Genomic DNA, 25,583 nt, shown 5'->3' with positions numbered 1-25,583 from the left:
GGATGTTCGGGGTCACTCATTCGGGTGCAAGGAAACATGCAGATGATGAAGCTGGCATCCGGGGTCTTTCTTGCAGCTCTGCTGACAAGCGCCGCCCATGCGCAAACCAATGCGGGCGAACAGAAGTCCGACCCCAACCTTCCCTTCACCGTCACGAAGGTGGCGAGCTTCGATCTGCCTTGGCGCATCGCGTTTTTGCCCGATGGCCGCATGCTCGTGACCGAGAAGGTCGGCCGCGTCGATCTGGTGACTCCGCAGGGCGCCAAGACCGAGATCGGTGGCGTCCCGCCCAGCTATGTCGAAGGTCAGGACGGCATGCTGGGTGTCTTCCTCTCGCCGCATTACGCCATCGACCACAATGTGTATCTCACCTATGTCGCACCGGGCGACTATGGCGGCGGCGTGGCGCTGGGCCGCGGTCGGCTCGTGCTGGATGGCAAGCAGCCCCGGCTGGACGGCTTCCAGGTGTTGTGGCGGCAGATGCCCACGGGCAAGGGCGGCCAGCCCGGCGGCCAGATCGCGTTCTCGCCGGACGGCAAGTACCTGTTCCTCACGCTGGGCGACCGCCAGCGCTTCACTCCTGCGCAGGATCCCAACCAACCGGTGGGCAAGATCCTGCGGCTGACGCTGGACGGCAAACCCGCGCCGGGCAATCCGTGGGCAGGAAAGGTCGGTGCCCGCACCATTCCGCTGATCGATCCGGCGGCGGATACCGAGAAAGCCAAGACGGCGCCGGTAGTCAGCACCTATACGTTCCCCGGGCCCAACCTGACGCCGGCGGAAACCTGGACCACCGGCCACCGCACCCCTTATGGCCTCGCCTTTGCTCCCGATGGCCGACTGTGGGAACTCGAGCATGGCCCGCGCGGCGGCGACAGGCTGAACCTGATCGAGCGTGGCAAGAATTACGGTTGGCCGCTGGTCTCGTACGGCATCAACTATGACGGCGTGCCGATTCCCAGCCCGGATACGCGACCCGATCTCGCCAAGCCGGTGATCTATTGGACGCCGGTGATCGCGCCGGGCAATCTCATGTTCTACAAGGGCAACCTGTTCCCGCACTGGAACGGCAGCGCCTTGCTCAGCGGCCTGGTCAGCGAGGCGATCGTTCGCGTCACGTTTGACGGCAAGGGCGGCGCCACCGCGGTCCAGCGCTGGAGTATCGGCAAACGCGTCCGCGATATCGAAGAGGCGCCGGACGGCTCGCTCTGGATGCTGCAAGACGCAGATCCTGGCGGCCTGTTCCATCTCACACCGAAATGACTCGGCGAATCAGCCGGTGCTCGGGCACACGGACTGACACGAAGTCCAGGGACGCCGATACAGCGACAGGACGGATGAGGCGACAAACGTGACCGGAATACGATCGGGCGACATTCTCGCGGCCAGTCGCCCTGCTCCTGATAACGCGGTCCAGTCATCTGGCTCACCATCAAGCCTTATCCCAGAACTGTCCCGAACCAGGTCTGGAAGCTGACGCGTCCCGGACCGACTCAGACAACCGATCGCACCACGCCACCGTCCACGCGCATGGCGGCACCCGTGGTCGCCGAGGCCTGCTCCGAGGCGAGATACACCGAAAGGTTTGCCACTTCGTCCACGCTGGCCAGCCGCTGGATCAGTGAACTGGGACGGTGAGTGGTGATGAATCCCTTCTCTATCTGCGCCTGCGGCACACCGCGCTCGACAGCGATCTTGCCGAAAAATTCGCCCACGCCTTCGGACAGAGTCGGGCCGGGCAGGATGGCATTGACGGTGACGCCGGTGCCGGCGAGGGTCTCGGCCAGGCCGCGCGACACCGCGAGCTGGGCGGTCTTGGTCACGCCGTAGTGCACCATCTCGGCCGGAATCTGCACGCCCGACTCGCTGGACACGAACTGGATGCGTCCCCAGCCACGCTGAGCCATGCCTTGTGCGTAGTGCCGCGACAGCCGCACGCCGCTCATTACGTTGACCTCGAAGAAGTGCTGCCAGTCGGCGTCCGGAATATCGAAGAAAGCCTTGGGCTCGAAGATGCCCAGGTTGTTGACCAGAATGTCCGCATCCGGCACCGAGCGGATCAGCACCTCCGCACCTGCAGCCGTGCCGAGGTCGGCGGCGACACCGTCAAGCCTCGCCTGCGGCAGTTCCTTCCTGACTGCGGCGAGAGCCGCATCGACACGCGCCTGCGTGCGGCCGGTAATGACGACGCGCGCGCCGGCGCTGGCCAACCCCTTGGCGATGGCCAGGCCTATGCCGGCAGTGGAGCCGCTGATGATGGCGGTACGGGTGGAGAGATCGATATGCATGAGGGAATCCTTGGGTGCGTACAGATGATTCACTGAGAGATGTTCATGGAACGTGGCGGTTCACGTATGGCTGCAGCGCACATGCGGCCTGCCCCGCTCCATCGTCTCCTTCAGTTGAGGTCGAACGTGGTGTCTATATGCCTCCCGCTCAACCCTCCCGGCTTACCGACTTCGCAAAAGCCAGCTTCGACGCAGAGCGTGCAGGACGAGCATGGTCGCGGCCAATGCGTCGGCAGACGACATGGACGTCGTCAAGCCTGTCGCCTGAGGCACCCACGGAGCTGCGGCGGCAACGAACTCGACCTGACGGCGTTCGGTGCAGCGCAGCGGCTCTGCACGGTGCGCCGGAGCGGCTGGCGCGTTGGATGACGGCCTCGGCGCCCAGCGCAAGCGAACGTGTGATCGTTGAAAGGGCTTGATGGAAGGTCTACGCAGACGAGTGCCCGGCGAACTGGTTCGCCGCCGGGCATCGAGGTGTCAGAGCTGGCTCATGCCACCGTCAATGACGATCTCGCTGCCGACGATGAACGCCGACTCCGGCGAGGCCAGGTGCAACACAGTGGCGGCGATCTCCTCCGGCGTGCCGAAGCGGCCCAGCGGTACCTGTGCCTGGATTTGCGCGGCGGTGGCTTCCAGGGTCGCCTTGTCCAGGCCCAGCTTGCCGTACAGCGGCGTGGCCACCGGCCCCGGACTCACCACGTTGACGCGCACGCCGCGCGGCAGTAGCTCGGCCGAGAGCGTCTTGGCCAGAGTGATCAGCGCAGCCTTGCTCGCGGCGTATACCGACGAGTTCGGCATGCCTATGTGCGCATTGATCGAACCGTTGATGACGATCGAAGCACCGGCATTGAGCTGCGGCAGCAACGCCTGCAGCTGGAAGTACGCTCCCTTCACATTGGTGTCGAAACTCTGGTCCCAGAGTGATTCGTCGACATCGGCGAACGGGGCGAACTTGGCGCTGCCGGCATTGATAAACACCGCGTCGAGCTTGATCGATCGCGCGGCCAGCTCGCCGGCCAGTTGCCGAGCCTGTTCGACCGAGCCCGCGTCGTTGCGCAGGGCAAGGGCATGCGGTCCCAGCGCGGGCAATGCATTGGACAACGCTGCACTGTCGCGCCCGGTGATGACCACGTGGGCGCCTTCGGTGGCGAAGGCCCTGGCCGCAGCCAGGCCGATACCGCTGCTGCCGCCGGTGACAAGAATGTTTTTGCTGGCGAAACGGTTCATGGCAATCTCCTCGATGGAATGACGTTCGGAAGGGTTTCTTGAACGTGGATCCATGCTGCGCCGCCATTTGCGGCATGCCGTACCATCGGATCGACGAACCCGTTCGAAGAGACCGCACATGTTGACCGAGGACGAATTGGCCCTGCTGGAGGCCATCCGCGAGACCGGCAGCCTATCCCGCGCAGCCGCGCGGCTCGGGCGCGCGCCGTCCACCATCTCGCACGCTGCACGCCAGCTGGAAGCGCGTTTCGACGCGTTGTTGTTCGATCGCCGTCGCTACCGCCTGCAGCTCACTCCGGCCGGCCATCTGCTGGCGCAGGAAGCCGCGCGCCTGATGCACGACGTTGCCCGACTCACCCGACGGGTGAAGCAGGTCGCCGGTGGCTGGGAAGACCGGCTGCGCATCGTCACCGACGAAATCCTGGAGTTCGACACCCTGCTCCCGGTGATCCGCGCGTTCGACAAGCTGGAGTCCGGGGTAAGCCTGCGCATCACCCACGAAGTGCTGGGTGGTACCTGGGAAGCGCTGCGCGAAGGGCGTGCCGACCTGGTGATTGGCGCAACCAACGAACCGCCGGCGATCTCGCAATTGCGCTGGGCCGAACTTGGACGCATGGAATGGGTCTTTGCCGTATCGCCACGGCATCCACTCGGGAAGGCGACCGGGCCGTTGAGCCAGCAGGTCGTGAGCGCGCACCGTTCGGTGGTGGTGGCCGACTCCTCGCGCGGCACTGGTCGCGGCTACGGGGTAGTGGCTGGCCAGGCCACGCTCGCCGTGCCGACCATGCGAGCGAAGATTCTTGCCCAGTGCGACGGTCTTGGTGTCGGCTGGCTGCCGCGCCACCGGGTGTCGACCTTGCTCAAGAACGGCGCGCTGGTGGAAAAGGCCATGGCCGACCCACGCGAGCCGAACGTGCTGTTTGCTGCCTGGCGCGGTGATCATGATGGCCGTGCGTTGAGCTGGTGGCTGGAACAGATCCGCCAACCACGCCTGGCCAGGCGGCTGATCGATGGCTTGCCATTGCCCGGCTGACTGCACGCCACGAGTGTTTCATCGTTCGCTCGACTCGCGTTCGAGAAGCCGTCGCCTGCTACGGCCGCTGTTCGGCAACACGTTCCAGTATTCCGAACGTGTACGCCGATGCCGTCGTATGACAACGCCACGAGAGGCGCGCAGGATGCTCGTCGAAACTTCCCCAGCGCTGCCGGCTCTGGTCGGGCGTGTCATCCGGGACCATTGAGTCCGCTGTATCGCGCCGTTGGTGCGTCCCGCCCCACTTCACTTTGGAGAATCCCCCATGAATCAGCGTCTCGATTTCTACAAGGCCAGCCCCGAGGCCATCAAGGCCATGGTTGGCCTGGAGCAGTGCATCGCCAAGAGCGACCTGGAAAAGCCGCTGGTGGAATTGGTGCGCTTGCGCGCTTCCCAGATCAACGGCTGCGCTTATTGCGTGGACACCCATTCCGCCGACGCCCGCAAGGCCGGCGAGGACGCGCGCCGCCTGGCCACCTTGAGCGTGTGGCGCGAAGCCCCTTTCTTCACCGACCGCGAGCGCGCTGCGCTGGCCTGGACCGAGTCGCTTACCCTGATCAGCGAGACCCATGCACCCGATGAGCTGTGGGAGCAGGTGCGCCCGCACTTCACCGACGCCGAGCTTACCGATCTCACTCTGCTGGTGACCGCCATCAACGGCTGGAACCGATTCGCCATCGCGTTCCGCAAGTTGCCCGCCTGATCACACCCATCCGTTTATTCGCGATGAGCACGCCCATGCGATCGATCGCTGCACGCCGCTCCGGAAACGGAGCGGTGCATCCCCGTCGGAAGATCGCGCTGATGGACATTCATGCGTCTTCGTCCTTCGCGCTGCCGACAAACTGGCCACGACGGTTGGCTTCGACGCCTACGCCATCCGACTCAGATCGAAGGCGGCCCATCTGCCGGCCCTGGTGACACCAGCCTTTTGCCGAGCGCAGATCACCTGCGTGGCCCTATATGTGGATGATGCCGCGCTTCAAAGCGGTCACCACGGCGTGCGTGCGGTCATTCGCATCCAGCTTCGACAAAATGCTTTTCATGTGCGACTTGACCGTGTCTTCGCTGATGCCGAGTTTGGAGGCAATCTGCTTGTTCCCGTTGCCTCGGGCCGCTCTGTCCAGGACTTGCAGTTCGCGCTCGGAAAGAACGTCTCCTCCGACGTGCTCTGCAAGGTCGGATGCTGCGTCAGGTGAAATGACGCGACGCCCGACATTCACCGCACGGATCGCATCACGCAACTCTTTTCGAAGGGAAGCCTTGAGTAGAAATCCGCTTGCCCCGCGCTTCAGTGCATTGGTCACCTGCACGTCGCCGCGATAAGTCGTCAGGACGAGGACGCGCGCCGCCGGAAATTCCGACCGTATGGCGCACATCGCATCGACGCCGCTCATGTCGGGCAGTTGCAGGTCCATCAAGGTCACGTCGGGCCGGTGCTCGCGAAAGGCTGCTATGGCCGATTCGCCGTCCTCGGCGTTTGCCACGATGCGCATGTCCGATTCGCCAGAAAGCGCGAAAGCAACGCCATCGCGTAGCAGTGGATGGTCGTCGACAACAAGTACGGTAATCACTTCGGAATCACTCGATGACATCGGCACTTCACAGTTCATCGTAGTCGAATGGCCGCATTCTTGATCCGCGTCCTGCGAACAGTGTGTGAATGAGGTCGAGCCAACGATGCCATTTTCCTGAAGAATCGCGAAACGCAATGGCGGCGGGTACCGCCAACTCCAGCTCAGTGCCGGCGCCCCGCCGGCTGGACAGGGTGAGTCGCGCACGCAGGCTTGCCGCGCGTTCATGCATGCCTTTCAAGCCCCAATGTCCAACGGGCTGGTTGCGGGCGATCTCACTCACGTCAAAGCCCAAGCCGTCATCGACGATGCTCAGCATCAGATGCCTTCGTCCATACCCCACATTCACTTCGATGTGGCTGGCCTGCGCATGGCGAAGGGCATTCGCAATAGCTTCCTGGGCCAGGCGCAGCACTTCGTCGCCGGCGGCCGGGTCGAGTGCGCGGGGTGTGCCTTCGACCGTGACTTTGAACGTGATGCCCGTATCGCGCGCCAGCTTCTCTCCGATTTGCTGGAGAGCGCTTTCCAGACGGGCCTCGTTGCGCGCCAGCGCGCGCAGTCTTGTAACGCGGTCACGACCTTCGATGATCACCTCGTCTGCGTGATCGAGTGCCCTCTCCATAAGCTCGCGTGCAGGCTGTGTCGTGGGTATGCGCTCCATTGCCGATTGAAAGCGGAGCATCAAACCCTGCACCGCCTGCAGGAACGTATCGTGGAGTTCGCGCGCAATGCGTTCCCGCTCGGCGTGTCTTTCCTCGAAAATGGTGCGCGTCTGGATTTTGATGTGCGCGAGCCGCCAGGCGAACAGCATCCAAAGCGCCAGCGCGACCAGTACCACGACAAGAAGCATGAACAAGCTGGTCTGGTAGAACGTCGGCTTCACCGTAAAACTCAGGGGAGCCGGCGCCTCTTCCCAACCATTGTTGTCCTGGTTTGCCGCGACGTGGAAGCGGTAGGTTCCGGGTGGCAAATCCGTATAGAACGCCTGGCGACGCTGGCCCGCGTCCACCCAATCCCGATCGCGCCCTTCGAGGCGATAGCGGAAGCGAATATGTTGAGGCACGGCCAGCCCTATCGCGGTGTAGTCGAGCTGTATGTCGCGGGTCAGAGGCGGAAGCGCCAGGCCGTCGGCAAGGGGATATGGCTTTCGATCTGCCGTCAGGCTTTCGATGTGGATGGGCAGCGCGGTTCCCTTCGCAGCGCTCGCATGCGGATCGAATGATTGCAGGACGACGCCATTGGCAAACCAGAGCGACCCGTCCGTGGCCCGCGTAACCTTTCTCTGAAAGGGAGCCAGGCCGGGGCGCACACCATCCAGCATGTCGATGAGCTTTGCGCTTATTGCATGCGCAGGACTATGCAGCGCCTCCTCGATATCCGAAAGCTCGACTTTGGCCAGGCCGCAGCCCATGTACAGCCATAGCGAACCGCCCTTGTCGTCAGCAAGCCCATTTACGGCGTCGCAGGGAAGCCCATCCTTGGCCGAAAGTATTCGCAGAGCGCCGTTCCTGTAGGCAACCAGGCCTTTGCTCGTGCCGCCAAGCACAAGCCCGTTGTCTGTCACCGCAATATCAAGCACGGGCGTGTCCAGCCCCGTCGACACGCGTTGCCCCGGTACGCCAGGACCGGCCAGCTCGCCATGCTGCAATCCAAGCCAGATGCCGCCGTAGCGGTCGGATGCGATGGACCGCACCGCCGGATATTTGGGCGCATCAAACTCTTCAACGACATGGTCATCGCGAATGCGCACGAGCTTGGTAGGGTGACCACGCAATGTCGCCCACACATCCCCTTCGGCATCTTGCGCCAAACCGAAGGCCAGTCCGCGCAACGCCTTTCCATCCCGGTCGAGAACGGCAGTGAATTTCCCGGCCGCATACACCCAGAGGCCTTTGTCGATGCCGACCCAGAGCCGGTTCGCATGGTCTTCGAAAAGCGCGGTCACCTGGGTGCCGGGCAGTTCCTGGCCGGAACGCAGCGAATGGAATTGCCCATGGTCGAGGACATCCAGGCTGCTGGCCGTACCCGCCCAGATCTTGCCGTCGCTGCCAGCCAGAACCGAATCGACTTCATCGACTGCCAACCCTTCCCGGGTCGTATAACTCCAGACCTTGAAGTCCCGGAATCGGTCCAACCCCGCCGATGTGGCAACCCAGATGTTCCCTTCCCTGTCTTCAAAGAAGGAATAAATGCTGTCGCTGGTCAGGCCGTCCTTGGTGCCGAAGTGTTCCACGCGGCCGGAAGCAATCCGATAGATGCCGTGATCGATGGTGCCTATCCACAGCGCGCCCGCGCGATCCCGCAACATCGATTGCACGGCGAGGGAGCTTCCCGCCACGCCGGCGACCTGGAAGGCTTGCCACCGATCGTCCACCAGACGCTGCAAGCCGAGACCGGGCCCCGTCATGGGCAAGCCCGCCCAGATCTCGCCCGTGGGTTCCCGTGCGAGGATCAAATCACCGGGCGTCCCTGCCTTGATTTTCGCCTCGATGGGAAACGACTTGGATTTGGCATGTTCGCGCCATTCGATCAGCGACGTATCGGTCCCCATCCAGAAGGCTCCCACGCCGTCGGTAATCATGCGGTCGCAACAGATGCCTGCGGCCTCGAGGCCATCCTCCTTGCCGTGACAAGTCACGGCGGAGCCGGCGACCTCGCACAGCGGCCTGGAATCCTTGCTGACGGTGAGGAGCCAGACCTTTCCGTTCCGGTCCTCGGCGAGGGAAAGCACGCCACCCTCCGCTCCGGGATAGTCAGTCAGCTTGCCGTCCTTCCACCGGCTCAACCCTGCCCGCGTCCCGATCCACAGACTGCCGTCCTTCGCACCGAGGAGCGCCAGGATGAAAGGATCGCTCAACCGGCTGCTCGTCAATGCGTCCAGCGGCACGAAGCGCGCGCCGTCGTATCGCACGACGCCCGCCTGGGTACCTATCCATAAATAGCCGTCCGCCGTCTGAGATATCGGATAGGCAGAAGCGGGAAGTTCGCCGTCTTGCAATCGCCAACCCGTATGCCCGTACTGGGAAAGCAGGCGACTGGCGTCAACCGCATGCGCACCACCGCCCGCCGCGAACACGACGCAGAGAACGAGTGCGATCGTGCGCCGAAACCAATCAAGCATCTGGGAAATCAAGGGTAGCGCCCTGTCTTCACGATGTGTCACGCCCCCTTTTCTCCCTCATCGCCTCATAGCCGGTCGATCTTCGCCCAAGTGGGGCGGATTGCAAATTCCGTCGCCCGTGGCTACGCATCATCGATGCCTCGAAAGAGTGATTCGATTCCTCTCTATGGGGTGGTGTCGCCGGCACGGAGGGGGCATAGGCTACAGCCATGCAGCGCCTGTTCCCCATGTTCCCCATCGGTTTGCCGGGCATCGGCCTGCTTTGCCTGCGCCTCACGGCGGCTCTTTCGCTATGCCTGGCGACGCAGTCGACGCGAGCCAGGTTCCCAGCAGTGGCATGGTTGCTCGAAATACTTTGCTTCTCGTTGATCATCGGCATGGCCACCCCCTTGCTTGCCCTGTGTTGCGTCATGGTCGGGGTATTCACGCTGATCACCACCGCTGGCGCAGCGTGGCAGTGCACGGGAATTTCAATCCTGGTCGCCCTCGCGCTCGCGTTCCTCGGTCCAGGCGGCTACTCCGCCGATGCCCGGATGTTCGGCCGCAGGAGCGTGGTGCTCAACAACCCGGACGCACCACCCGAACGCAAGGATCGAGCATAAGCAAGACCGCCCGGCCATACCGACAGAACCACGTCTTGACCGGCTTCGCCGGACCGTAACCGGGCGGCCCCGATCGCCTAGGACTATCACACAACACGCAGGAAGAGCCCGCCAGCCGCTTCGAGTCCGCCGGGCCCGGTCAAGCCCGAAGCTCCCCGTATCCGCAAAGCCGATGGCATATCTGTACCCATCAATCGCCTTCTCACCGGAGCCACAATCCATGCACATCAAAACCAAATTCTCGCCACGCGGCCTCCTGCGCTCGGCGCTCGCCGCCGCGCTGGTTGCACAGATGGGTCTTGCGGGACAGGCCCACGCGCAGTCCACAGCAAAGCCCGATCCCTGGGGCGCGCTCAAGCATGTGCATGCGGGTCTGCTAAATGTGGCTTACGCGGAAATGGGTCCGGCCGATGGATCGGTGGTCATCCTGCTGCATGGCTGGCCCTACGACATACATAGCTACGAACAAGTCGCGCCGGCGTTGGCGGCAAAGGGGTACCGCGTGCTCATTCCGTACGCGCGCGGCTACGGCGATACGCACTTCCTTTCCGCGAGCACGGAGCGCGATGCAGAGCCGGCTGCACTGGCCCAGGATGTCGTCGACTTCATGGATGCGCTGCACATCAAGCACGCGGTGTTCGGCGGATTCGACTGGGGTGCGCGTTCGGCCGACATCGTCGCCGCACTATGGCCTGAGCGCGTGAAGGCGCTGGTCAGCGTGAGTGGTTACCTGATCGGCTCGCAGGAGAGCGGCAAGGCCGCGTTGCCGCCCAAGGCGGAATACCAATGGTGGTACCAGTTCTATTTCGCCACCGATCGCGGTCGACAAGGCTACGAGAAGAATCATCGTGATTTCGCCAAACTGATCTGGCAGCTGGCCTCGCCCAAGTGGAATTTCGACGACGCGACGTTTGCGCGCAGCGCAGCTGCTCTGGACAACCCGGACCACGTCGCGATCACCATCCACAACTATCGCTGGCGCCTGGACCTGGCCAAGGGAGAAGCCAGGTACGCGCCGCTGGAGGCGCGCCTGGCGCAGCTTCCGAAGATTTCGGTGCCGACCATCACCATGGAAGGCGACGCCAACGGTGCGCCGCACCCGGCTCCGGAGGCTTATGCGAAGCAATTCACCGGCAAATACCAGTTTCGCTTGATCAGTGGCGGCATTGGCCACGACCTGCCGCAAGAGGCACCGCGGGCGTTCACGCAGGCCGTCATCGATGCCGATCACCTCTGATCCTGTGTGAATGGAAACCATGCCATGAGGCCGATTCTGATTGCCATGGTTGCCGTAGTCGGCATTTCCGTCGCGCTTGTCTCCATGGCGTTTGCCACGGCGCGACCGGAGAAGCGCCTCGCGTCGCCGATTTACGGCGTCACGTTGCCAGAGGGCTATCGCCAATGGGCGTTGATCGCGCCCGCACAAGAAGCAGCCCCGCTCGATGAACTGCGCGTGGTGGTCGGCAATGCAGTGGCGATCGAGGCCTACCGGGACGGAACGCTGCCCCTTCCGGACGGTTCCGTACTGGTCAAGTTGGCGTGGAAACGCGTGCCATCGCCGGAGTTCGCTCCGGCCTCCATTCCCGGCGCAGCCACCACCGTGCAAGTGATGGTCAAAGACTCGAAGCGATACGCCGCGACAGGCGGCTGGGGCTTCGGTCGATTCATCGATGGCAAACCGGCGGACGAAGCGCAGCATCGCACCTGTTACGCCTGCCATCAGTCCGGCGTGAGGAACCACGACCTGGTCTTCACCCGTTACGCCCACTAGTTCGCATCGCGACACGCAAGGAGCCGATCATGCACCAACGCTGGTTGATTACGGGTTGCTCGCGCGGCCTCGGTCGTGCCCTGGCAGATGCGGTGCTGCAGGCAGGGCATCGCCTGGTGGCCACCGCGCGCGATCCGGCCCAGCTCGATGAGCTGGTGCAGCGGTACGGCGAGGCCGTTCGCGCGGTCGCCCTGGACGTGATCGACGCTGCGGCGGCGAAGGCCGCCATCCATGTCGCAGTGGATGCGTTTGGCGGCCTGGATGTGCTGGTCAACAACGCCGGCTACGGCAACGTCAATGCGATCGAAGACACCACGATCGAGGAATTCCGTCGACAGATCGATACCAACCTGTTCGGCACCATCATCGTCACCAAAGCCGCGATCCCGCTCATGCGCGAGCAGCGAAGCGGCCACATCATCCAGCTGTCATCGGTAGGCGGCCGCCTGGGCGCGCCGGGCCGGGCGCCCTACTCCGCAGCCAAATGGGCCGTCGAAGGCTTCTCCGAAGTGCTGGCGCGTGAGATGGGACTGATTGGCGTGAAGGTGACGATCATCGAACCGGGTGGCTTTCGCACCGATTTCGCGGGCGCATCGACCGTGCTGGAGGAAGGGCGTTCCGAGTACGACGCCGTGGTGGGCGTCGCCGCGCGCATGCAGCGCGACTACCACGGCCGCCAGCCCGGCGACCCTGTCCGCGCAGCGCAGGCCATCCTCAAGGTGGCGGCCATGAAGCAGCCGCCGCTGCGTCTGGCCCTGGGCAGCGACGCGGTGGCCGCGATAAGTCACGCCGACCAGACTCGCCTGGCCGAGCTCGAACGCTGGCGCGAACTGAGCGCTTCAACCGACTTTCCCCTTTAGCACCACGCACCCTGGCGTCACGCAAACCATGGCATGGCTTCCGTCCCGGACAGTCGTCGATGCCAGTCCAACCCTCCAAGGAACTATGAAATGAAGAAAGTGTTCGCTGCACTTGCGCTTGGCATCGTCACGATGCTGGCCACGAATGCGTCAGCGCAGATGTCAAAGCCGATGCGCAAGCCGTTCATCGTGCTGGTACATGGCGCCTTCGCCGATGCATCGAGTTGGAACGGCGTCGCCAAGATCCTGCAGAAGGATGGCTATACCGTGATTGCGGCGGCGAACCCGCTGCGCGGCGCGAAGAGCGACGGCGCATACGTCGGCAGCCTGGTCTCCGACCTCCAGGGTCCGGTGGTGCTGGTGGGGCATTCCTACGGCGGCAACGTCATCACCGAAGCGGCCAATGGCCGCTCCAATGTGAAGGCCCTCGTTTACGTCAGCGCCTTCGCGCCCGATTCCGGCGAGACCCTGGCCGAACTGACCGGCAAGTTCCCGGGCAGCACGCTGTCCCAGGCATTGGCGCCGCCGGCCGACCTTGCCGACGGCGGCAAGGACTTGTACATCGTCCAGGACAAGTTCCACGCGCAGTTCGCAGCGGACGTGCCCGCTGCCCAAGCGGCACTGATGGCCATCACGCAGCGCCCGCTGCTGCAGTCAGCGCTCGAGGAGAAGGCGGGCAACCCTGCGTGGAAAGTCATTCCGTCGTGGTGGGTCTACGGCGACGCGGACAGGAACATTCCGCCGCAGGCCATGGCGTTCATGGCCAAGCGCGCGGTGGCCAGGGACGTGGTGGTGGTAAAAGGCGCGTCGCACGTCGTCATGGTGTCGCATCCGGAAGTCGTGGCCCGGCTGATCGAGAAGGCTGCCGTCGCCAACTGAGGCCGCCTTTCTCCGAACGTTGGAGTCCAACGCCTCTTCGAGGGAGCGCACTGCTTTTTGACCTGTCTGCCTCGCCCCGCCGGTCGAGGCAGGCGGACATCGCCCGGCGGTCTGATCCGCCAGTGAGGGCAAGCGTGGAAAGCCATACGTGCTTCCCTGCCGTTGACGGGCTAGCCACGTATGCCCGCAAAGATCGACGCGCCGCATCTCCCGTCGCAATTGTTGATCCATCCTTCCACGACCAGGTCCTGCATGAACACCGATCGCAGCAACGAAAAAGAGGTTGCCCTTGTCTTTGGCGGATCGCGAGGTATCGGTGCCGCAGCGGTTCGGCGGTTGTCATACGACGGCTTTTCCGTCGGCTTTACCTACGTTTCCCGTCCCGACAGCGCACAGCATGTCGTGGATGCGGTGGCAGCCGACGGCGGCCACGCGTTGGCCGTGCAGGCCGATAGCGCCGACGCGGCGGCGATCCGCCAGGCCGTGGAAAAGGTGGCAACGCATTTTGGCCGGCTCGATGTCGTCGTCATCAATGCCGGCGTTCTCCGCCTTGGCACGATCGATACCTTCACTCTGGAGGATCTCGATCAGGTGCTCCAGGTGAATGTGCGCGGCGTCTATGTGGCGATCCAGGCAGCCGTAGCTCGTATGGGTGGAGACGGAAGGATCATCACTATCGGCAGCAACAGCGCCGTCCGTCCGCTGACACCGGCCGGAACCGTCTACGGCATGAGCAAGGCCGCTGTGGCCGCCATGGTCAAAGGCCTTGCGCTGGAACTGGCTCCGCGCGGAATCCGCGTCAACAACATCCAGCCAGGCCCGATCAGGACCGACATGACGGCCGAGCATATTGAACGCATCAAGGATATGGTGCCGCTGAAACAGGTGGGCGAGACCGAAGACATCGCCGAACTGGTTTCCTATCTGGCCGGGGCGTCGTCCCGGTATATGACAGGCTCGAGCCTTACCATCGATGGCGGTATGGCGCTTTGATTCCGCAACGAAACGGGCAATGGCAAATAGGCGGACAGACTCCGCGTTTTGAATCGAAAGTCGACACCCGTCCTGGCTTCGATTACCCAACCTAATCACCCGACGAGCTTCAAGGTAGAGTTCACGTCCGGCGACAGGCGGCGACAGCGTTGACCAGACCATCCTCCATCGGCCATGACACCGCGCTCGTATTGTTCCGGCGCGACCTGCGCCTGGCCGATCACCCGGCGCTCGACGCAGCCTGCGCCGGGCACGAACGCATACTTCCGCTATACCTGCACACGCCGGACGAGGAAGCACCGTGGCAACCCGGGGGTGCCAGCAGCTGGTGGCTGCATCATGCGCTCGAGGCGCTGCAGCAACGCCTTTCGGCGCAAGGCGCGACCTTGCATATCGCCGGCGGCGACAGCCTTTCCAGGTTGCGTGGGCTGATCAAGGCCAGCGGCGCGCGCGCCGTGTACTGGACGCGCCGATACGAACCGGCCGCCATCGCGCGCGACACCGCACTCAAGGCGGCTCTGCGCGCCGATGGCATCGCCGTCCATAGCTTGCCCGGGAATCTGTGGTGCGAGCCCTGGCAGCTGGCCACGGCGGAAGGCCAGCCCTATCGCGTATTCACTCCGTTCTGGCGCAAGTTGCGCGCGCAGTTGCCGGCCGAACAACCGTTGCCGGAAGCCCATGCCCGCCAGTGGCTGCAACTGCCAGGCAGTCTGCCGCTGGATGCGCTGGAACTCCTGCCGCGAATTCCCTGGGCCGGCGGATTGGCCGCGAGCTGGAAGCCTGGCGAAGCGGGCGCGCAGGAATTGCTGGAAGTGTTCGTCGACGATGCCCTGGCCGACTACGCGAACGGTCGCGACCTGCCGGCGCGCCACGGCACCTCGCGCCTTTCGCCGCACCTGCATTTCGGCGAAATCACCCCGCGCCAGATCCTGCACGCCTTGCAGGCGCGCACCCAGCGCATGGATGCGCGACGCCGTCCCGATCTCGAACCCTATCTGCGCGAGTTGGGCTGGCGCGAGTTCGCCCATCACCTGCTCTACCACTTCCCGCAGACACCGACCGAAAACTTCAATCCGCGCTTCGACTCGTTCCGCTGGGCGGATGACAATCCTGCGATCTTGCGTCGCTGGCAACAGGGACGCACCGGCATCCCGCTCGTGGATGCCGGCATGCGCGAGCTTTGGCATACCGGCTGGATGCACAACCGTGTACGCATGATCGCTGCCAGCTTCCTTACCAAGAATCTGCGCCTGCACTGGCAGCACGGCACGCGCTGGTTCTGGGACACGCTGGTGGATGCGGATCTCGCCAACAACACGCTTGGCTGGCAATGGGTCGCCGGTTGTGGCGCCGATGCCGCGCCTTATTTCCGGGTGTTCAACCCCCACACGCAAGCGGCGAAATTTGATCCGGAGGCGGCTTATCTGAAGCGCTGGCTGCCGGAGTTGGCCAAACTGCCCACGAAGCTGTTGCATGAGCCGTGGCGCGATCCGGATGCACTCACCAACTGCGGCTATCCCGCACCGATCGTGGATTTGGGCGCCACACGGGAAGCAGCGTTGCGTCAATGGCAGGCGCTTCCACCGCGCTGAGCAAACCTCCATCGCGCCGCATCCAATACTGCGTATATCCCGTATGCATCCAAAGGCGGCTGATCATGCCGCGCAACTGCCGGGTGCCTCACATGAAGCGCATGCGAGTCATGATCACCCTGAGCTTGCTGGGCATGCTGTCGCTGGCTGCCTGCGCAGGGGCGACCGATCCGATCCAGCCGGTGCAGGGTGTGGATCTTTCTCGCTACATGGGCCGCTGGTACGTGATCGCTTCCATTCCGACGCGCTTCGAGCGAGGCGGTCACAATCCGGTCGAGACCTATAGCCGCAACGCGGATGGCTCGATCTGCACCTGGTTTCGGCAGCGCCCGGACAGCTTCGAAACGCCGGTCAAGCTGTTGCATTCGACGGCCAGCGTAGTAAAGGGCAGCGGCGATGGTGAATGGCGCGTGCGCTTTTTCGCCTTCCTGAGTACCCAATACCTGATCGGCTGGTTGAAATCGGATTACGGCCAGGTGATGGTGGTGCGCGATGCGCGTGACTACCTCTGGTATATGGCGCGCACGCCGCAGGTATCCGATGCCGACTACCAAAACATGCTGGAGCGGGCCAAGGGCATGGGCTACGACATCGCAAAGATTCAGAGGGCACCTCAGCAGTGGCCTGAGCAAGCCACGGACAGTCAGACCTTTGTCGGAGCCTGTCCATGAAATATCTCGTCGCATTTTTGGCCTGTGCCGTGCCAGCCCTTCGCCTGGTTGTCCAATAGCGGCGTGTGGTGCCGACCAATGACGCGATTTCCGCGCGGCACCCGAATTTGATCGAGACCGCAGGCTATCCCTTTGCGAACCGGGGCCTATCTTCGTGCTTGGACTGACGGTAGCGGATTTCGCGATGGTCTAGTGTGGATTGCATTACAAGCCGACCAGCGGCTGCAGCCTGCGCGCCAGCCAGCCAGGGAAACGCAGCGGCGCATCCAGCGCAGCAACGCACACACAAGGTACGCCTGGCGCGGTGATCGGCTGGTGTTCAATCTCATTGTCGAGATCGGCCACGTCGCCGGGAGCAAAATGACCAAGCGCGTCGTTGTAGGCGCCTTGCAGAATCTGGGTAAGTTCGGTGCCTTGGTGGCTGTGCATCGGCATGCTCTTGCCCGGAGCGATCTTGAGCAGGATCAGGGTATCGCCACTGCCACGTGCGGCCCGGATCATGTGCACGCCCGGCGCCATCCAGCGCCAGCGCAGCGCTCGCCATGAGCGGCCGAAATACGGCTGCAGCGGCGATGGCAGGCAATCCGCGGCAGGGGCATCGTTCGACGACGCGGGCGCAGCGGCCTGGGATGCTTCGATCTTCGGTTCCTCGTCGAGCAGGCCTAGCATCGCTTCGCGCAGACGGGCACCGCGCGCGGTGTCTCCCACTGCGGGTTGCTGCTGCCCCAGCAAGGCACCTCCGATGCGTTCGGCGCCGGACAGTCGTTCGCGGCAGAGTCCGCATACTTCCATGTGCGTGGCCGCCACGGCGACCATCTCCGGCGACAGCGCGCCGGCGGCGAAACTGAGCACAGTGGCCTCGTCGAGATGATGGCGCGGTTTCATGCCTGCCCCCTCACACCGAGCTGCAGGCGCAGGAACGCGCGACGCAGGCTGGATTTCACGGTGCCCAGCGGCATGCCGAGTTCCTCGGCGATTTCCTGGTGCGATTTGGCTTCGAAATAGGACATGCGGATCAAACGGGCCTGGATGGCCGGAAGGTGTTCAATGCGTTGCTGGAGTTCGACCTGCTCGGCGTGGCTTTCGGCCGAGGAAAAACCGCTGGCGTCGTCCTTGTCCACCCACCCAGGTTCGTCGTCCATCGGTACCCAGTACGGCTCGCGGCGCACCCGGTCGATGTGCAGGTTGCGCGCGATGCGGAACAGCCAGGTGGAAAGGCTGCTGCGCGTGGCATCGTAGCGTCCGGCGGCCTGCCACAGGCGCAACAAGGCTTCCTGCGCCAATTCCTCGGCCACCGCCTCGGGGCAGCCCAACCCCTTCAGGTAAAGCCGCGTACGCGGCGCGAAGTGGTCATAGATGCGCATGAAGCTGTCGCGGTCGCGCCGCAGCGACACCGCTGCCATCTGCGCGGACCAATAGCCTGCATCGCGCACTTGTGGGTCGCTGCTCGACATGGCCCTCGCCACCTCGAATGGCGACAAGCTTGCTAGATGGGATTCGGGTTTCATCTTAGGGCATGGCAACGATGGATGCTCTCGGGGACTCATACGCATCCGGGCGCCTTTTGGATGCAGCACCTATCCGGCGATGGCGTGCATCCATTTGGCGGTCACGCTCGTATGGATAGACAACCCGCCATTGGATCGCCGCCATGCCCGCCCGTCCCGTCTTAGCTGCAAGCATGGCCGCTGCGTCTGTCCACCGTCGACACAGGCTGCGCCAATGGTTCGATACGGCGGAAACATCGGAGGCGATGGATGATGCACGCGCCGACCGTATCGACTGGCTGCGTGCGGCGCCGTTCGTAGCTCTCCACCTGGCTTGCTTCGGCGTGATCTGGGTAGGCGTGTCGCCGACGGCGCTGGCTGCGGCTGCGGTGCTGTATGTGTTGCGCATGTTCGCGCTCACCGGCTTCTATCACCGCTACTTCTCGCACAAGACCTTTCGCACCTCGCGCGCAGTGCAGTTCGTGTTCGCCGTGATCGGTGCCACCTGCGTGCAGCGCGGCCCGCTGTGGTGGGCCGCGCACCACCGCAATCACCATCGCCACGCCGACACCGCGCTCGATCCGCACTCGCCCAGTGTGCACGGCTTCCTATGGAGCCACATGGGCTGGTTTCTCACGCCGCGAGCATTCCGCACCGAACTGGAACGCGTGCCGGACCTGGCGGCGTATCCGGAGTTGCACTGGCTCGACCGCTACGACATCGCCATGCCGGTGCTGCTGGCAGTGGCGCTGTACGTGCTGGGCGCCTTGCTGCAGCACGTGGCGCCGCAACTGCATACCAGCGGCGCACAATTGCTGGTGTGGGGGTTCGTGGTATCCACGATAGTGCTGTTCCACGCCACAGTGACGATCAATTCGCTGGCGCATCGCTTCGGCTCGCGCCGCTTCGCCACGCGCGACGACAGTCGCAACAATCCGTGGCTCGCCCTGCTCACCTTCGGCGAGGGCTGGCACAACAACCACCATTACTTTCCCGGCAGCGCGCGACAGGGCTTCCGTTGGTGGGAAATAGACCTGACCTGGTACGGCCTCAAGCTGATGGCGCTGCTCGGCCTGGTACACGACTTGAAACCGGTGCCCGCATGGGTGCTTGGCAAGGCGGAGCACTGAGATGCGCATCGCCGTGATCGGATCGGGCATCGCGGGTCTGGCCTCGGCATGGCTGCTGTCGCGCCGCCACTCAGTGACGCTGTACGAGGCGAACGACTACCTCGGTGGCCACACGCACACGCACGATATCGAGCTCGCCGGCCGCCATTACTCCGTGGACACCGGCTTCATCGTGCACAACCCGGCGCATTACCCGTTGCTGACGCGGTTGTTCGAGGAACTCGGCGTGGCCTCGCAACCCACCACAATGAGCTTCGCGGTGCACAGCGAAGCTAACGGGCTGGAATACAATGCCACCTCACTGGATACGCTGTTCTGCCAGCGGCGCAACCTGTTGTCGCCGCGCTTCATCGGCATGGTGCGCGACCTGTTCCGGTTCTACCGCGAGGCGCCTGCCCTGCTCGATGGCTCGCACCAGGGGCCTACGTTGGGCGACTGGCTCACCGAACACCGCTACGGCGCAGCGTTCCGCGACGAGCATCTGGTGCCGATGGCCTCGGCGCTGTGGTCGTCACCGCCTGCGCAGATCCTGTCATTTCCGGCACGCTACCTCGTGCAGTTCATGGCGAATCACCAGATGCTGCAAGTGGCCGAACGACCGGAATGGCGCGTGGTGCGCGGCGGCTCGACCACCTACGTGCAAGCTCTACGCAGGCGCTGGAAAGTTGACGAACGTCTGAACAGCACCGTGCGCGGGATCCTGCGCGGTACGTACGGCGCAACCGTGACAAGCGACACAGGTAGCGAATGTTTCGACCATGTAGTGCTCGCCTGCCACAGCGACCAGGCACTGGCTTTGCTGACTGACGCCACCGACCGTGAGCGCAGCATTCTTGGGGCGATTCCCTACCAAGCCAACGACGTGGTGCTGCATACGGACGCCACACTGCTACCCAGGCGGCGAAAGGCCTGGGCCGCCTGGAATGCCTTTATTCCACGCAAGCCGGAAGCCCCATGCACGGTGAGTTACTGCATGAACCTGCTGCAGGGGTTCGATTCGCCCGAACCGCTCGTGGTCACGCTCAATCGCAGTGACGCGATCGATCCGGCCAAGATCCTGCGCCGCCTGTGCTATCACCATCCGGTCTATACGCACGCCTCTGTAGCCGCGCAGGGACGCAAGTCTGAAATCCAGGGCGTCAACAACACCTGGTTCGCCGGCGCGTACTGGGGATGGGGCTTTCACGAAGATGGTATTCGCAGCGCGGTGGAACTGGCTGCCGCGTTTGACGTGCGCTGGAACGACGCCGGGCTCGCCGAGCCGCCGCGCCCGGCCCGGGAAGCCGCATGAGCGAAACACTGCACAGCGCGGTGTACGAAGGCACGGTATGGCATCGCCGGATGACACCGCACCCGCACGCCTTTGCCTATCGCATGGCGCAGCTGTACCTGGATCTCGACGAGGTGGATCGCGTGTTCGCCAACCGTTGGCTGTGGTCGAACGGGCGCCGCAACCTCGCTGAATTCCGTCGCAGCGACTATCTCGGCGCGGCCTGGATGCCGCTGGCCGATGCGGTTCGCCAATGCGTGCAGCAGGCGGTGGGCCGTCGCCCGGCCGGGCCGATCCGACTGCTCACGCATCTGCGCTACGGCGGCATCGTCTTCAACCCGGTGAGTTTCTACTACTGCTACGGCGAGGATGGTTGCACGCTGGAGTGCATCGTCGCCGAAATCACCAACACGCCATGGCGCGAACGCCATGCCTATGTGCTGCCGCGCGACACCGCACGAGACCACGGGAGCCTGCTGCGCTGGGATTTCCCCAAAACCTTCCACGTCTCGCCGTTCATGCCCATGGACCGCGAATACGACTGGCGCTTCAGCGTGCCCGGCGACGACCTGCAGGTGCATATGAACGTGCTGCGCGACGGCGAACCCCAGTTCTGCGCGCACCTGCGCATGCAGCGTCTGCCGCTCACCGGGGCTTCGCTGGCGCGCGTGCTGTGGCGCTACCCGCTGATGACGGCGCAGGTGGTGGGCGCGATCTACTGGAACGCACTGCGCCTGTGGCTGAAACGAAACCCCTTCCACGACCATCCGCAACTTCCGCGAGGCGCGCCATGAATGCCGTCGTCCATCACGATTCCCGTGCCTCCATCGGCGGTCTCGACCGTTTCCTGCGCGAGCGCCTGCTCAGGCAATTGGCAGGTTTTGGCCATGGCCGGCTGACCTTGCGCGATGCGCTGGGCACCGTGCTCATCGGCACGCCGGCTGGCGAGCCCGCGGATCTGTCGGTGCAGATCGACGTGCTCGATCCGGGCTTCTATCGCACCGTTGCGACCAACGGCAGCGTGGGCGCCGGCGAGGCCTGGATGGACGGCCACTGGCACTGCAGCGACCTGGTCGGCCTGATCCGCCTGTTGCTGCGCAACCGCGACCTGCTCGACGGCATGGAAACCGGGTTGGCGCGCTTCGGCGGCATGGCGATGCGCGCGGTGCACGCCCTGCGGCGCAACACACGCGACGGCAGCCGCCGCAATATTTCCGCGCATTACGACCTGGGCAACGACTTCTTCGGACTGTTCCTGTCGGGCGACCTGATGTACTCCTCCGCCTACTGGGCAGGCTCCGACGACACGCTGGAAGCCGCATCCGCTCGCAAGCTGGATCTGATCTGCCGCAAGCTCGACCTCAAGCCCGGCGATCGCGTGGTGGAGATCGGCACCGGCTGGGGCGGCTTCGCGTTGCATGCGGCGAAGCACTACGGTTGCCACGTCACCACCACCACGATCTCGCGGGAGCAACATGCGCTGGCGCGCGAACGGATTGCGGCGGCAGGCCTGAGCGACCAAGTCCACGTGCTGCTGCAGGATTACCGTGACCTCGACGGCCAGTTCGACAAATTGGTGTCCATCGAGATGATCGAGGCCATTGGGGCCGAATACCTGGACGCGTACTTCCATCAGCTCGGACGCCTTCTCAAGCCCGACGGCGTGGCCCTGCTGCAGGCAATCACCATCGAGGACCACCGCTACGCGCAGGCATTGAAGTCGGTGGACTTCATCAAACGCCACGTGTTTCCCGGCAGCTTTATCCCCTCGCTGAGTGCGATGCTCGCAGCCAAGGCACGCAGCAGCGACCTCGGCCTGATCGCGCAGGAGGATTTCGGCGACTCCTACGCGCGCACACTGCACGCCTGGCGCGAACGCTTCATGGCGAAATTGCCCGAGGTGCGCGCACAAGGCTTCGACGAACGCTTCATCCGGATGTGGGAGTTCTACCTCGCCTACTGCGAGGGCGGCTTCCGCGAACGGTCGATCGGCGTGTCGCACCTGCTCATGGCGCGTCCGTGCTGGCGGTGGGATGGCTCTTGCACGGAGCGCGGCGCGGCATGAGTTTCTGGCTCATCCTGATCGCCTACGAAGCGGTATGGTTCGTCGCCGTGATCGGCGCTGGGCACGGGCAATGGTGGCCGGGCGTGCTGGGTGCGCTCGCCTTCGCGGTTTGGCGGCTGCGGGCATCGGTGCACCGGCGCACGGAATGCCGGTTGGTTGCGACGGCACTCCTGCTCGGCCTGATCCTGGAAAACCTGTGGGTGCGTGCCGGGCTGGTGGTTTACGCCACGCCATGGCCGTGGGCCGAGTCACCGGCGTGGCTGATGTCGCTGTGGCTGGCCTTTGCACTGACCATTGTGCCGTTGTTCGGTTATCTGCATACGCGGCCCCTGCTGGCCGCCGTGTTCGGCGCATTCGGCGGACCGCTGGCCTACCTGGGTGCCGCACGCGGTTGGCATGCGGTGTTGCTGCCCGCGCCGATCTGGCCGAGCTTGCTGGCTCTTGCCTTGGGTTGGGCCGTCGCGTTGCCGTTGCTCACCACGCTCGCGCGACGCTGGCTGCAGGCTGACGTCGTACGGGGCGCGGCATGAACGCGTGGCTGATCCTGCTGCTGGTGTGGGTGCTGGCCGTACTGATGATGGCGTTGGGCTGGCATTGGCAGCGGCGGCATACCAACACGGGCGTCGTCGACGTGTTGTGGGCCACCGGCCTATGCGGCGCCGCGGCGCTGCTGGCCTGGTTCGGTCCCGGTGCGACGGCGCCGCGCCTGCTGCTCGGCCTGCTGGGCGGCTTGTGGGGCTTGCGATTGGCGCTGCACCTGTGGCGGCGCGTGGGCCACGAACCGGAGGATGGCCGCTATCGCGCCATGCGCGAGCATTGGCGCGGCGACCAGCGCAGGCTGTTCGCGTTCTTCCAGTTCCAGGCGATGCTGATTCCGCTGTTCGCGCTGCCCTTCGTGGCGGTGGCGACGAACGCAGCCGTCCGTCGCCCATGGCTGATCGCTGGCGTAGTGATCTGGATCGTCGGCGTGCTCGGCGAAGCCGTCGCCGATGCCCAGCTCGCACGCTTTCGCGGCCAGCCGCAACATCGCGGCCGGACCTGTCGCTGCGGGCTGTGGCGCTATTCGCGCCATCCGAACTACTTCTTCGAATGGCTGCACTGGTTCGCCTACGTCGCGCTCGCGGTCGGCTCGCCGCTGGCCTGGCTTGCGTGGAGCGGACCGGTGCTGATGTTTCTCTTCCTGCGCTTCATCAGCGGCATCCCGTTCACCGAGGCGCAGGCGTTGCGTACTCGCGGTGAGGACTACCGCGCCTACCAGCGCAGCACGCCGATGCTTTTCCCGTGGTTCCCGAAACGCTCCACCGGCCTGAGGACCGAATGATGCATACCGTTGCCCAGGACACCCTGGAACTGTCGGCCGAGCATGCGGCGGCCGGCGTGCTCGGCTTGGCCGAACGCGGTCTGTTGCCCGACGCGCTGCTGCGCCTCGGCATCCGTCGCATGTGCGCCGGGCGCCTGCGCGAGGAACGCGCCGGCGGCCTTTCCGCGCAGGCGGAGCGGCAGTCGCGGCTGATCGACATGCTCAAGCGCAGCCCGCTGGCCATCGAAACGGCGGCGGCCAATGCGCAGCACTACGAATTGCCGTCGGCGTTCTTCGAACGTTGCCTCGGCCCGCGCCTGAAGTACTCGTGCTGCTACTACCCGCGCGGCAACGAGACGCTGGCCGAGGCAGAGGATGCAATGCTGGCACTGTACGGCGAACGCGCCGAGCTGGCCGACGGGCAGCGCATCCTTGAGCTCGGCTGCGGCTGGGGCTCGTTCACCTTGTGGATGGCCGCACGCTATCCCAACGCGCACATCACCGCTGTCTCCAACTCGCACGGCCAGCGTCGCCACATCGAGATGCAATGCCGGCTGCGCGGCCTGAGCAACGTCCACGTATTGACCCAGGACGTGAACACGCTCGCCATGGCGGAGGGGCAATTCGACCGCTGCGTCTCCATCGAGATGTTCGAGCACATGCGCAACTACCAGGTGCTGATGCAGCGCATCGCCAGCTGGCTGGTGCCCGGCGGCAAACTGTTCGTGCACATCTTCGCGCACCGTGAGCTGGCGTATCCGTTCGAGACGGCGGGTGCGGACAACTGGATGGGTCGGCACTTCTTCACCGGCGGCCTGATGCCCGCCGGCGACACCTTGCTGCACTTCCAGCAGGCGCTCGCCATCGAACAGCGCTGGTCGGTGGATGGCACGCACTACGAGAAGACCGCCAACCACTGGCTGCAGCGTCAGGATAGCCAGCGCGAGGCGGTGATGGCCGTGCTGCGCGAGGCCTACGGCGAACACGCTTCGTTGTGGTTCCAGCGCTGGCGCATGTTCTGGATGGCCTGCGCCGAATTGTTCGGCTATGCCAACGGCCAGGAATGGCTGGTAGCGCATTACCGCTTCATTCGGCCATGAGGCCTGGCTGCGTCGTGCGAACCTTCCGCGCTCTTGTACTAGGAATGGCTTTGTTTTCCAGCGTCGCCTCCGCGGGCACGCTGCCGCCGATCCAGCCCGTGCCGCACGTGGACCTTCCGCGTTTCATGGGTACCTGGTACATGATCGCCGCCATACCCACCGTATTCGAACGCAATGCGTGGAACGCGGTGGAAACCTACACGTTGCAGCCCAACGGCAATGTCATTACCACGCTCTGCTTCAACAAAGGCGCCGCCGACGGGCCGCTGAAACAGATCCATTCCACCGCCTACGTGCGGCCCAATACCGGCAGCAGCGTGTGGGGAGTTCAGGTGTTCTGGCCGATCAAGGCGCAGTATGTCGTGGCGTGGCTCAAGCCCGATTACAGCGAAATGATCGTCGCACGCGATGCGCGCGACTACACATGGGTGTTCGCGCGCACGCCCACCGTGACGGCGGCGGACTGGGCATCGCTGCGGATGCAGGTCGCGGCGATGGGCTACGACACGTCCGAACTCCGCCAGATCCCTCAATTAGGGGCGGTTGGGTCAGGCAGCACGTCGCATCCTCAATAACGCGGGCAAATCACCCTGCCCCAGCGACGTCCCCATTCAGTCTGC

Annotated in this window: 25 protein-coding genes; 19 read left to right on the top strand and 6 right to left on the bottom strand. The window is 64.3% G+C overall.

Going from position 1 to position 25,583, the window contains the following annotated elements:
• Positions 1-42: 42 nt before the first annotated feature.
• Positions 43-1,263: a PQQ-dependent sugar dehydrogenase gene (locus IHE49_RS09895; RefSeq protein WP_192157379.1), complete on the top strand. Its 1,221-nt coding sequence runs from the start codon at positions 43-45 to the stop codon at positions 1,261-1,263.
• Positions 1,264-1,493: 230 nt separating this feature from the next.
• Here IHE49_RS09895 and IHE49_RS09890 read toward each other — a convergent pair whose 3' ends face one another.
• Together IHE49_RS09890 and IHE49_RS09885 are read right to left on the bottom strand one after the other, a co-directional pair.
• The gene (locus IHE49_RS09890; RefSeq protein WP_192157377.1) at positions 1,494-2,288 is read right to left on the bottom strand and encodes an SDR family oxidoreductase; all 795 of its coding nucleotides are present in this window, start codon (positions 2,286-2,288) and stop codon (positions 1,494-1,496) included.
• A gap of 477 nt (positions 2,289-2,765) precedes the next feature.
• Positions 2,766-3,515: an SDR family oxidoreductase gene (locus IHE49_RS09885; RefSeq protein ID WP_192157375.1), complete on the bottom strand. Its 750-nt coding sequence runs from the start codon at positions 3,513-3,515 to the stop codon at positions 2,766-2,768.
• Positions 3,516-3,633: 118 nt separating this feature from the next.
• Here IHE49_RS09885 and IHE49_RS09880 point away from each other — a divergent pair, with 118 nt between their 5' ends.
• Together IHE49_RS09880 and IHE49_RS09875 are read left to right on the top strand one after the other, a co-directional pair.
• Positions 3,634-4,548: a LysR family transcriptional regulator gene (locus IHE49_RS09880; RefSeq protein ID WP_192157373.1), complete on the top strand. Its 915-nt coding sequence runs from the start codon at positions 3,634-3,636 to the stop codon at positions 4,546-4,548.
• Positions 4,549-4,813: 265 nt separating this feature from the next.
• On the top strand, positions 4,814-5,251 hold the full coding sequence (locus IHE49_RS09875) for a carboxymuconolactone decarboxylase family protein (protein ID WP_192157371.1): 438 nt from the start codon (positions 4,814-4,816) through the stop codon (positions 5,249-5,251).
• Positions 5,252-5,507: 256 nt separating this feature from the next.
• Here IHE49_RS09875 and IHE49_RS09870 read toward each other — a convergent pair whose 3' ends face one another.
• Both IHE49_RS09870 and IHE49_RS09865 read right to left on the bottom strand, forming a co-directional pair.
• Entirely contained in the window at positions 5,508-6,143 is a 636-nt protein-coding gene (locus tag IHE49_RS09870; RefSeq protein WP_192157369.1) for a response regulator transcription factor, read from the bottom strand.
• A gap of 7 nt (positions 6,144-6,150) precedes the next feature.
• Positions 6,151-9,255 carry a sensor histidine kinase gene (locus IHE49_RS09865; protein WP_192157367.1) on the bottom strand — a complete coding sequence of 1,035 codons (3,105 nt, stop codon included), beginning with the start codon at positions 9,253-9,255 and terminating at the stop codon, positions 6,151-6,153.
• Between the two features lie 197 nt (positions 9,256-9,452).
• On the opposite strand from IHE49_RS09865, the gene IHE49_RS09860 reads away from it, so the two are divergent.
• The 8 genes from IHE49_RS09860 to IHE49_RS09825 all read left to right on the top strand — a co-directional run bounded on the left by IHE49_RS09860 (position 9,453) and on the right by IHE49_RS09825 (position 16,611).
• A complete protein-coding gene (locus IHE49_RS09860) occupies positions 9,453-9,845 on the top strand; it encodes a hypothetical protein (protein WP_192157364.1) in 393 nt (130 codons plus the stop codon).
• A 220-nt stretch (positions 9,846-10,065) separates the two neighbouring features.
• The gene (locus IHE49_RS09855; protein ID WP_192157362.1) at positions 10,066-11,082 is read left to right on the top strand and encodes an alpha/beta hydrolase; all 1,017 of its coding nucleotides are present in this window, start codon (positions 10,066-10,068) and stop codon (positions 11,080-11,082) included.
• Between the two features lie 24 nt (positions 11,083-11,106).
• On the top strand, positions 11,107-11,616 hold the full coding sequence (locus tag IHE49_RS09850) for a cytochrome P460 family protein (RefSeq protein ID WP_192157359.1): 510 nt from the start codon (positions 11,107-11,109) through the stop codon (positions 11,614-11,616).
• A 29-nt stretch (positions 11,617-11,645) separates the two neighbouring features.
• Complete coding sequence (locus IHE49_RS09845) at positions 11,646-12,476, top strand: oxidoreductase (protein ID WP_192157357.1); 831 nt, start codon at positions 11,646-11,648, stop codon at positions 12,474-12,476.
• 90 nt (positions 12,477-12,566) lie between these two features.
• The gene (locus tag IHE49_RS09840) at positions 12,567-13,355 is read left to right on the top strand and encodes an alpha/beta hydrolase (RefSeq protein WP_192157355.1); all 789 of its coding nucleotides are present in this window, start codon (positions 12,567-12,569) and stop codon (positions 13,353-13,355) included.
• Between the two features lie 252 nt (positions 13,356-13,607).
• Positions 13,608-14,348: an SDR family oxidoreductase gene (locus IHE49_RS09835; RefSeq protein WP_192157353.1), complete on the top strand. Its 741-nt coding sequence runs from the start codon at positions 13,608-13,610 to the stop codon at positions 14,346-14,348.
• Between the two features lie 149 nt (positions 14,349-14,497).
• The gene (locus IHE49_RS09830; protein WP_225578334.1) at positions 14,498-15,940 is read left to right on the top strand and encodes a deoxyribodipyrimidine photo-lyase; all 1,443 of its coding nucleotides are present in this window, start codon (positions 14,498-14,500) and stop codon (positions 15,938-15,940) included.
• Between the two features lie 92 nt (positions 15,941-16,032).
• Positions 16,033-16,611, top strand: a complete 579-nt coding sequence (locus tag IHE49_RS09825) for a lipocalin family protein (protein ID WP_225578333.1) — start codon at positions 16,033-16,035, stop codon at positions 16,609-16,611.
• Positions 16,612-16,815: 204 nt separating this feature from the next.
• On the opposite strand, the gene IHE49_RS09820 is transcribed toward IHE49_RS09825, so the two are convergent.
• Both IHE49_RS09820 and IHE49_RS09815 read right to left on the bottom strand, forming a co-directional pair.
• Entirely contained in the window at positions 16,816-17,496 is a 681-nt protein-coding gene (locus tag IHE49_RS09820; RefSeq protein WP_192157351.1) for a ChrR family anti-sigma-E factor, read from the bottom strand.
• Entirely contained in the window at positions 17,493-18,119 is a 627-nt protein-coding gene (locus tag IHE49_RS09815) for a sigma-70 family RNA polymerase sigma factor (RefSeq protein ID WP_192157349.1), read from the bottom strand. Before IHE49_RS09815 ends, IHE49_RS09820 begins: the two co-directional genes overlap by 4 nt.
• A gap of 173 nt (positions 18,120-18,292) precedes the next feature.
• Here IHE49_RS09815 and IHE49_RS09810 point away from each other — a divergent pair, with 173 nt between their 5' ends.
• From IHE49_RS09810 to IHE49_RS09775, 8 genes are read left to right on the top strand one after another with little or no spacing between them, the layout of a single operon-like run.
• On the top strand, positions 18,293-19,228 hold the full coding sequence (locus IHE49_RS09810) for a fatty acid desaturase (protein WP_225578360.1): 936 nt from the start codon (positions 18,293-18,295) through the stop codon (positions 19,226-19,228).
• Position 19,229: 1 nt separating this feature from the next.
• Entirely contained in the window at positions 19,230-20,519 is a 1,290-nt protein-coding gene (locus tag IHE49_RS09805; RefSeq protein ID WP_192157345.1) for an FAD-dependent oxidoreductase, read from the top strand.
• Positions 20,516-21,292, top strand: coding sequence for a DUF1365 domain-containing protein (locus IHE49_RS09800; RefSeq protein ID WP_192157343.1), 777 nt, complete (start codon positions 20,516-20,518; stop codon positions 21,290-21,292). The genes IHE49_RS09805 and IHE49_RS09800 overlap by 4 nt, the downstream gene beginning before the upstream one ends.
• Complete coding sequence (locus IHE49_RS09795) at positions 21,289-22,563, top strand: cyclopropane-fatty-acyl-phospholipid synthase family protein (RefSeq protein WP_192157341.1); 1,275 nt, start codon at positions 21,289-21,291, stop codon at positions 22,561-22,563. The genes IHE49_RS09800 and IHE49_RS09795 overlap by 4 nt, the downstream gene beginning before the upstream one ends.
• Complete coding sequence (locus tag IHE49_RS09790) at positions 22,560-23,093, top strand: DUF2878 domain-containing protein (protein WP_192157340.1); 534 nt, start codon at positions 22,560-22,562, stop codon at positions 23,091-23,093. Before IHE49_RS09795 ends, IHE49_RS09790 begins: the two co-directional genes overlap by 4 nt.
• Positions 23,094-23,104: 11 nt before the next feature.
• Complete coding sequence (locus IHE49_RS09785; RefSeq protein ID WP_192157485.1) at positions 23,105-23,884, top strand: DUF1295 domain-containing protein; 780 nt, start codon at positions 23,105-23,107, stop codon at positions 23,882-23,884.
• A complete protein-coding gene (locus tag IHE49_RS09780; RefSeq protein ID WP_192157338.1) occupies positions 23,884-24,963 on the top strand; it encodes a cyclopropane-fatty-acyl-phospholipid synthase family protein in 1,080 nt (359 codons plus the stop codon). Before IHE49_RS09785 ends, IHE49_RS09780 begins: the two co-directional genes overlap by 1 nt.
• Before the next feature lie 44 nt (positions 24,964-25,007).
• Positions 25,008-25,538 carry a lipocalin family protein gene (locus tag IHE49_RS09775; RefSeq protein ID WP_225578331.1) on the top strand — a complete coding sequence of 177 codons (531 nt, stop codon included), beginning with the start codon at positions 25,008-25,010 and terminating at the stop codon, positions 25,536-25,538.
• Positions 25,539-25,583: the final 45 nt, after the last annotated feature.

Origin of the sequence: Rhodanobacter sp. 7MK24, from assembly GCF_014842995.1 — a bacterium.
Taxonomy (GTDB): Bacteria; Pseudomonadota; Gammaproteobacteria; order Xanthomonadales; family Rhodanobacteraceae; genus Rhodanobacter_A.
This window is presented reverse-complemented; position numbering and strand designations above follow the sequence as displayed.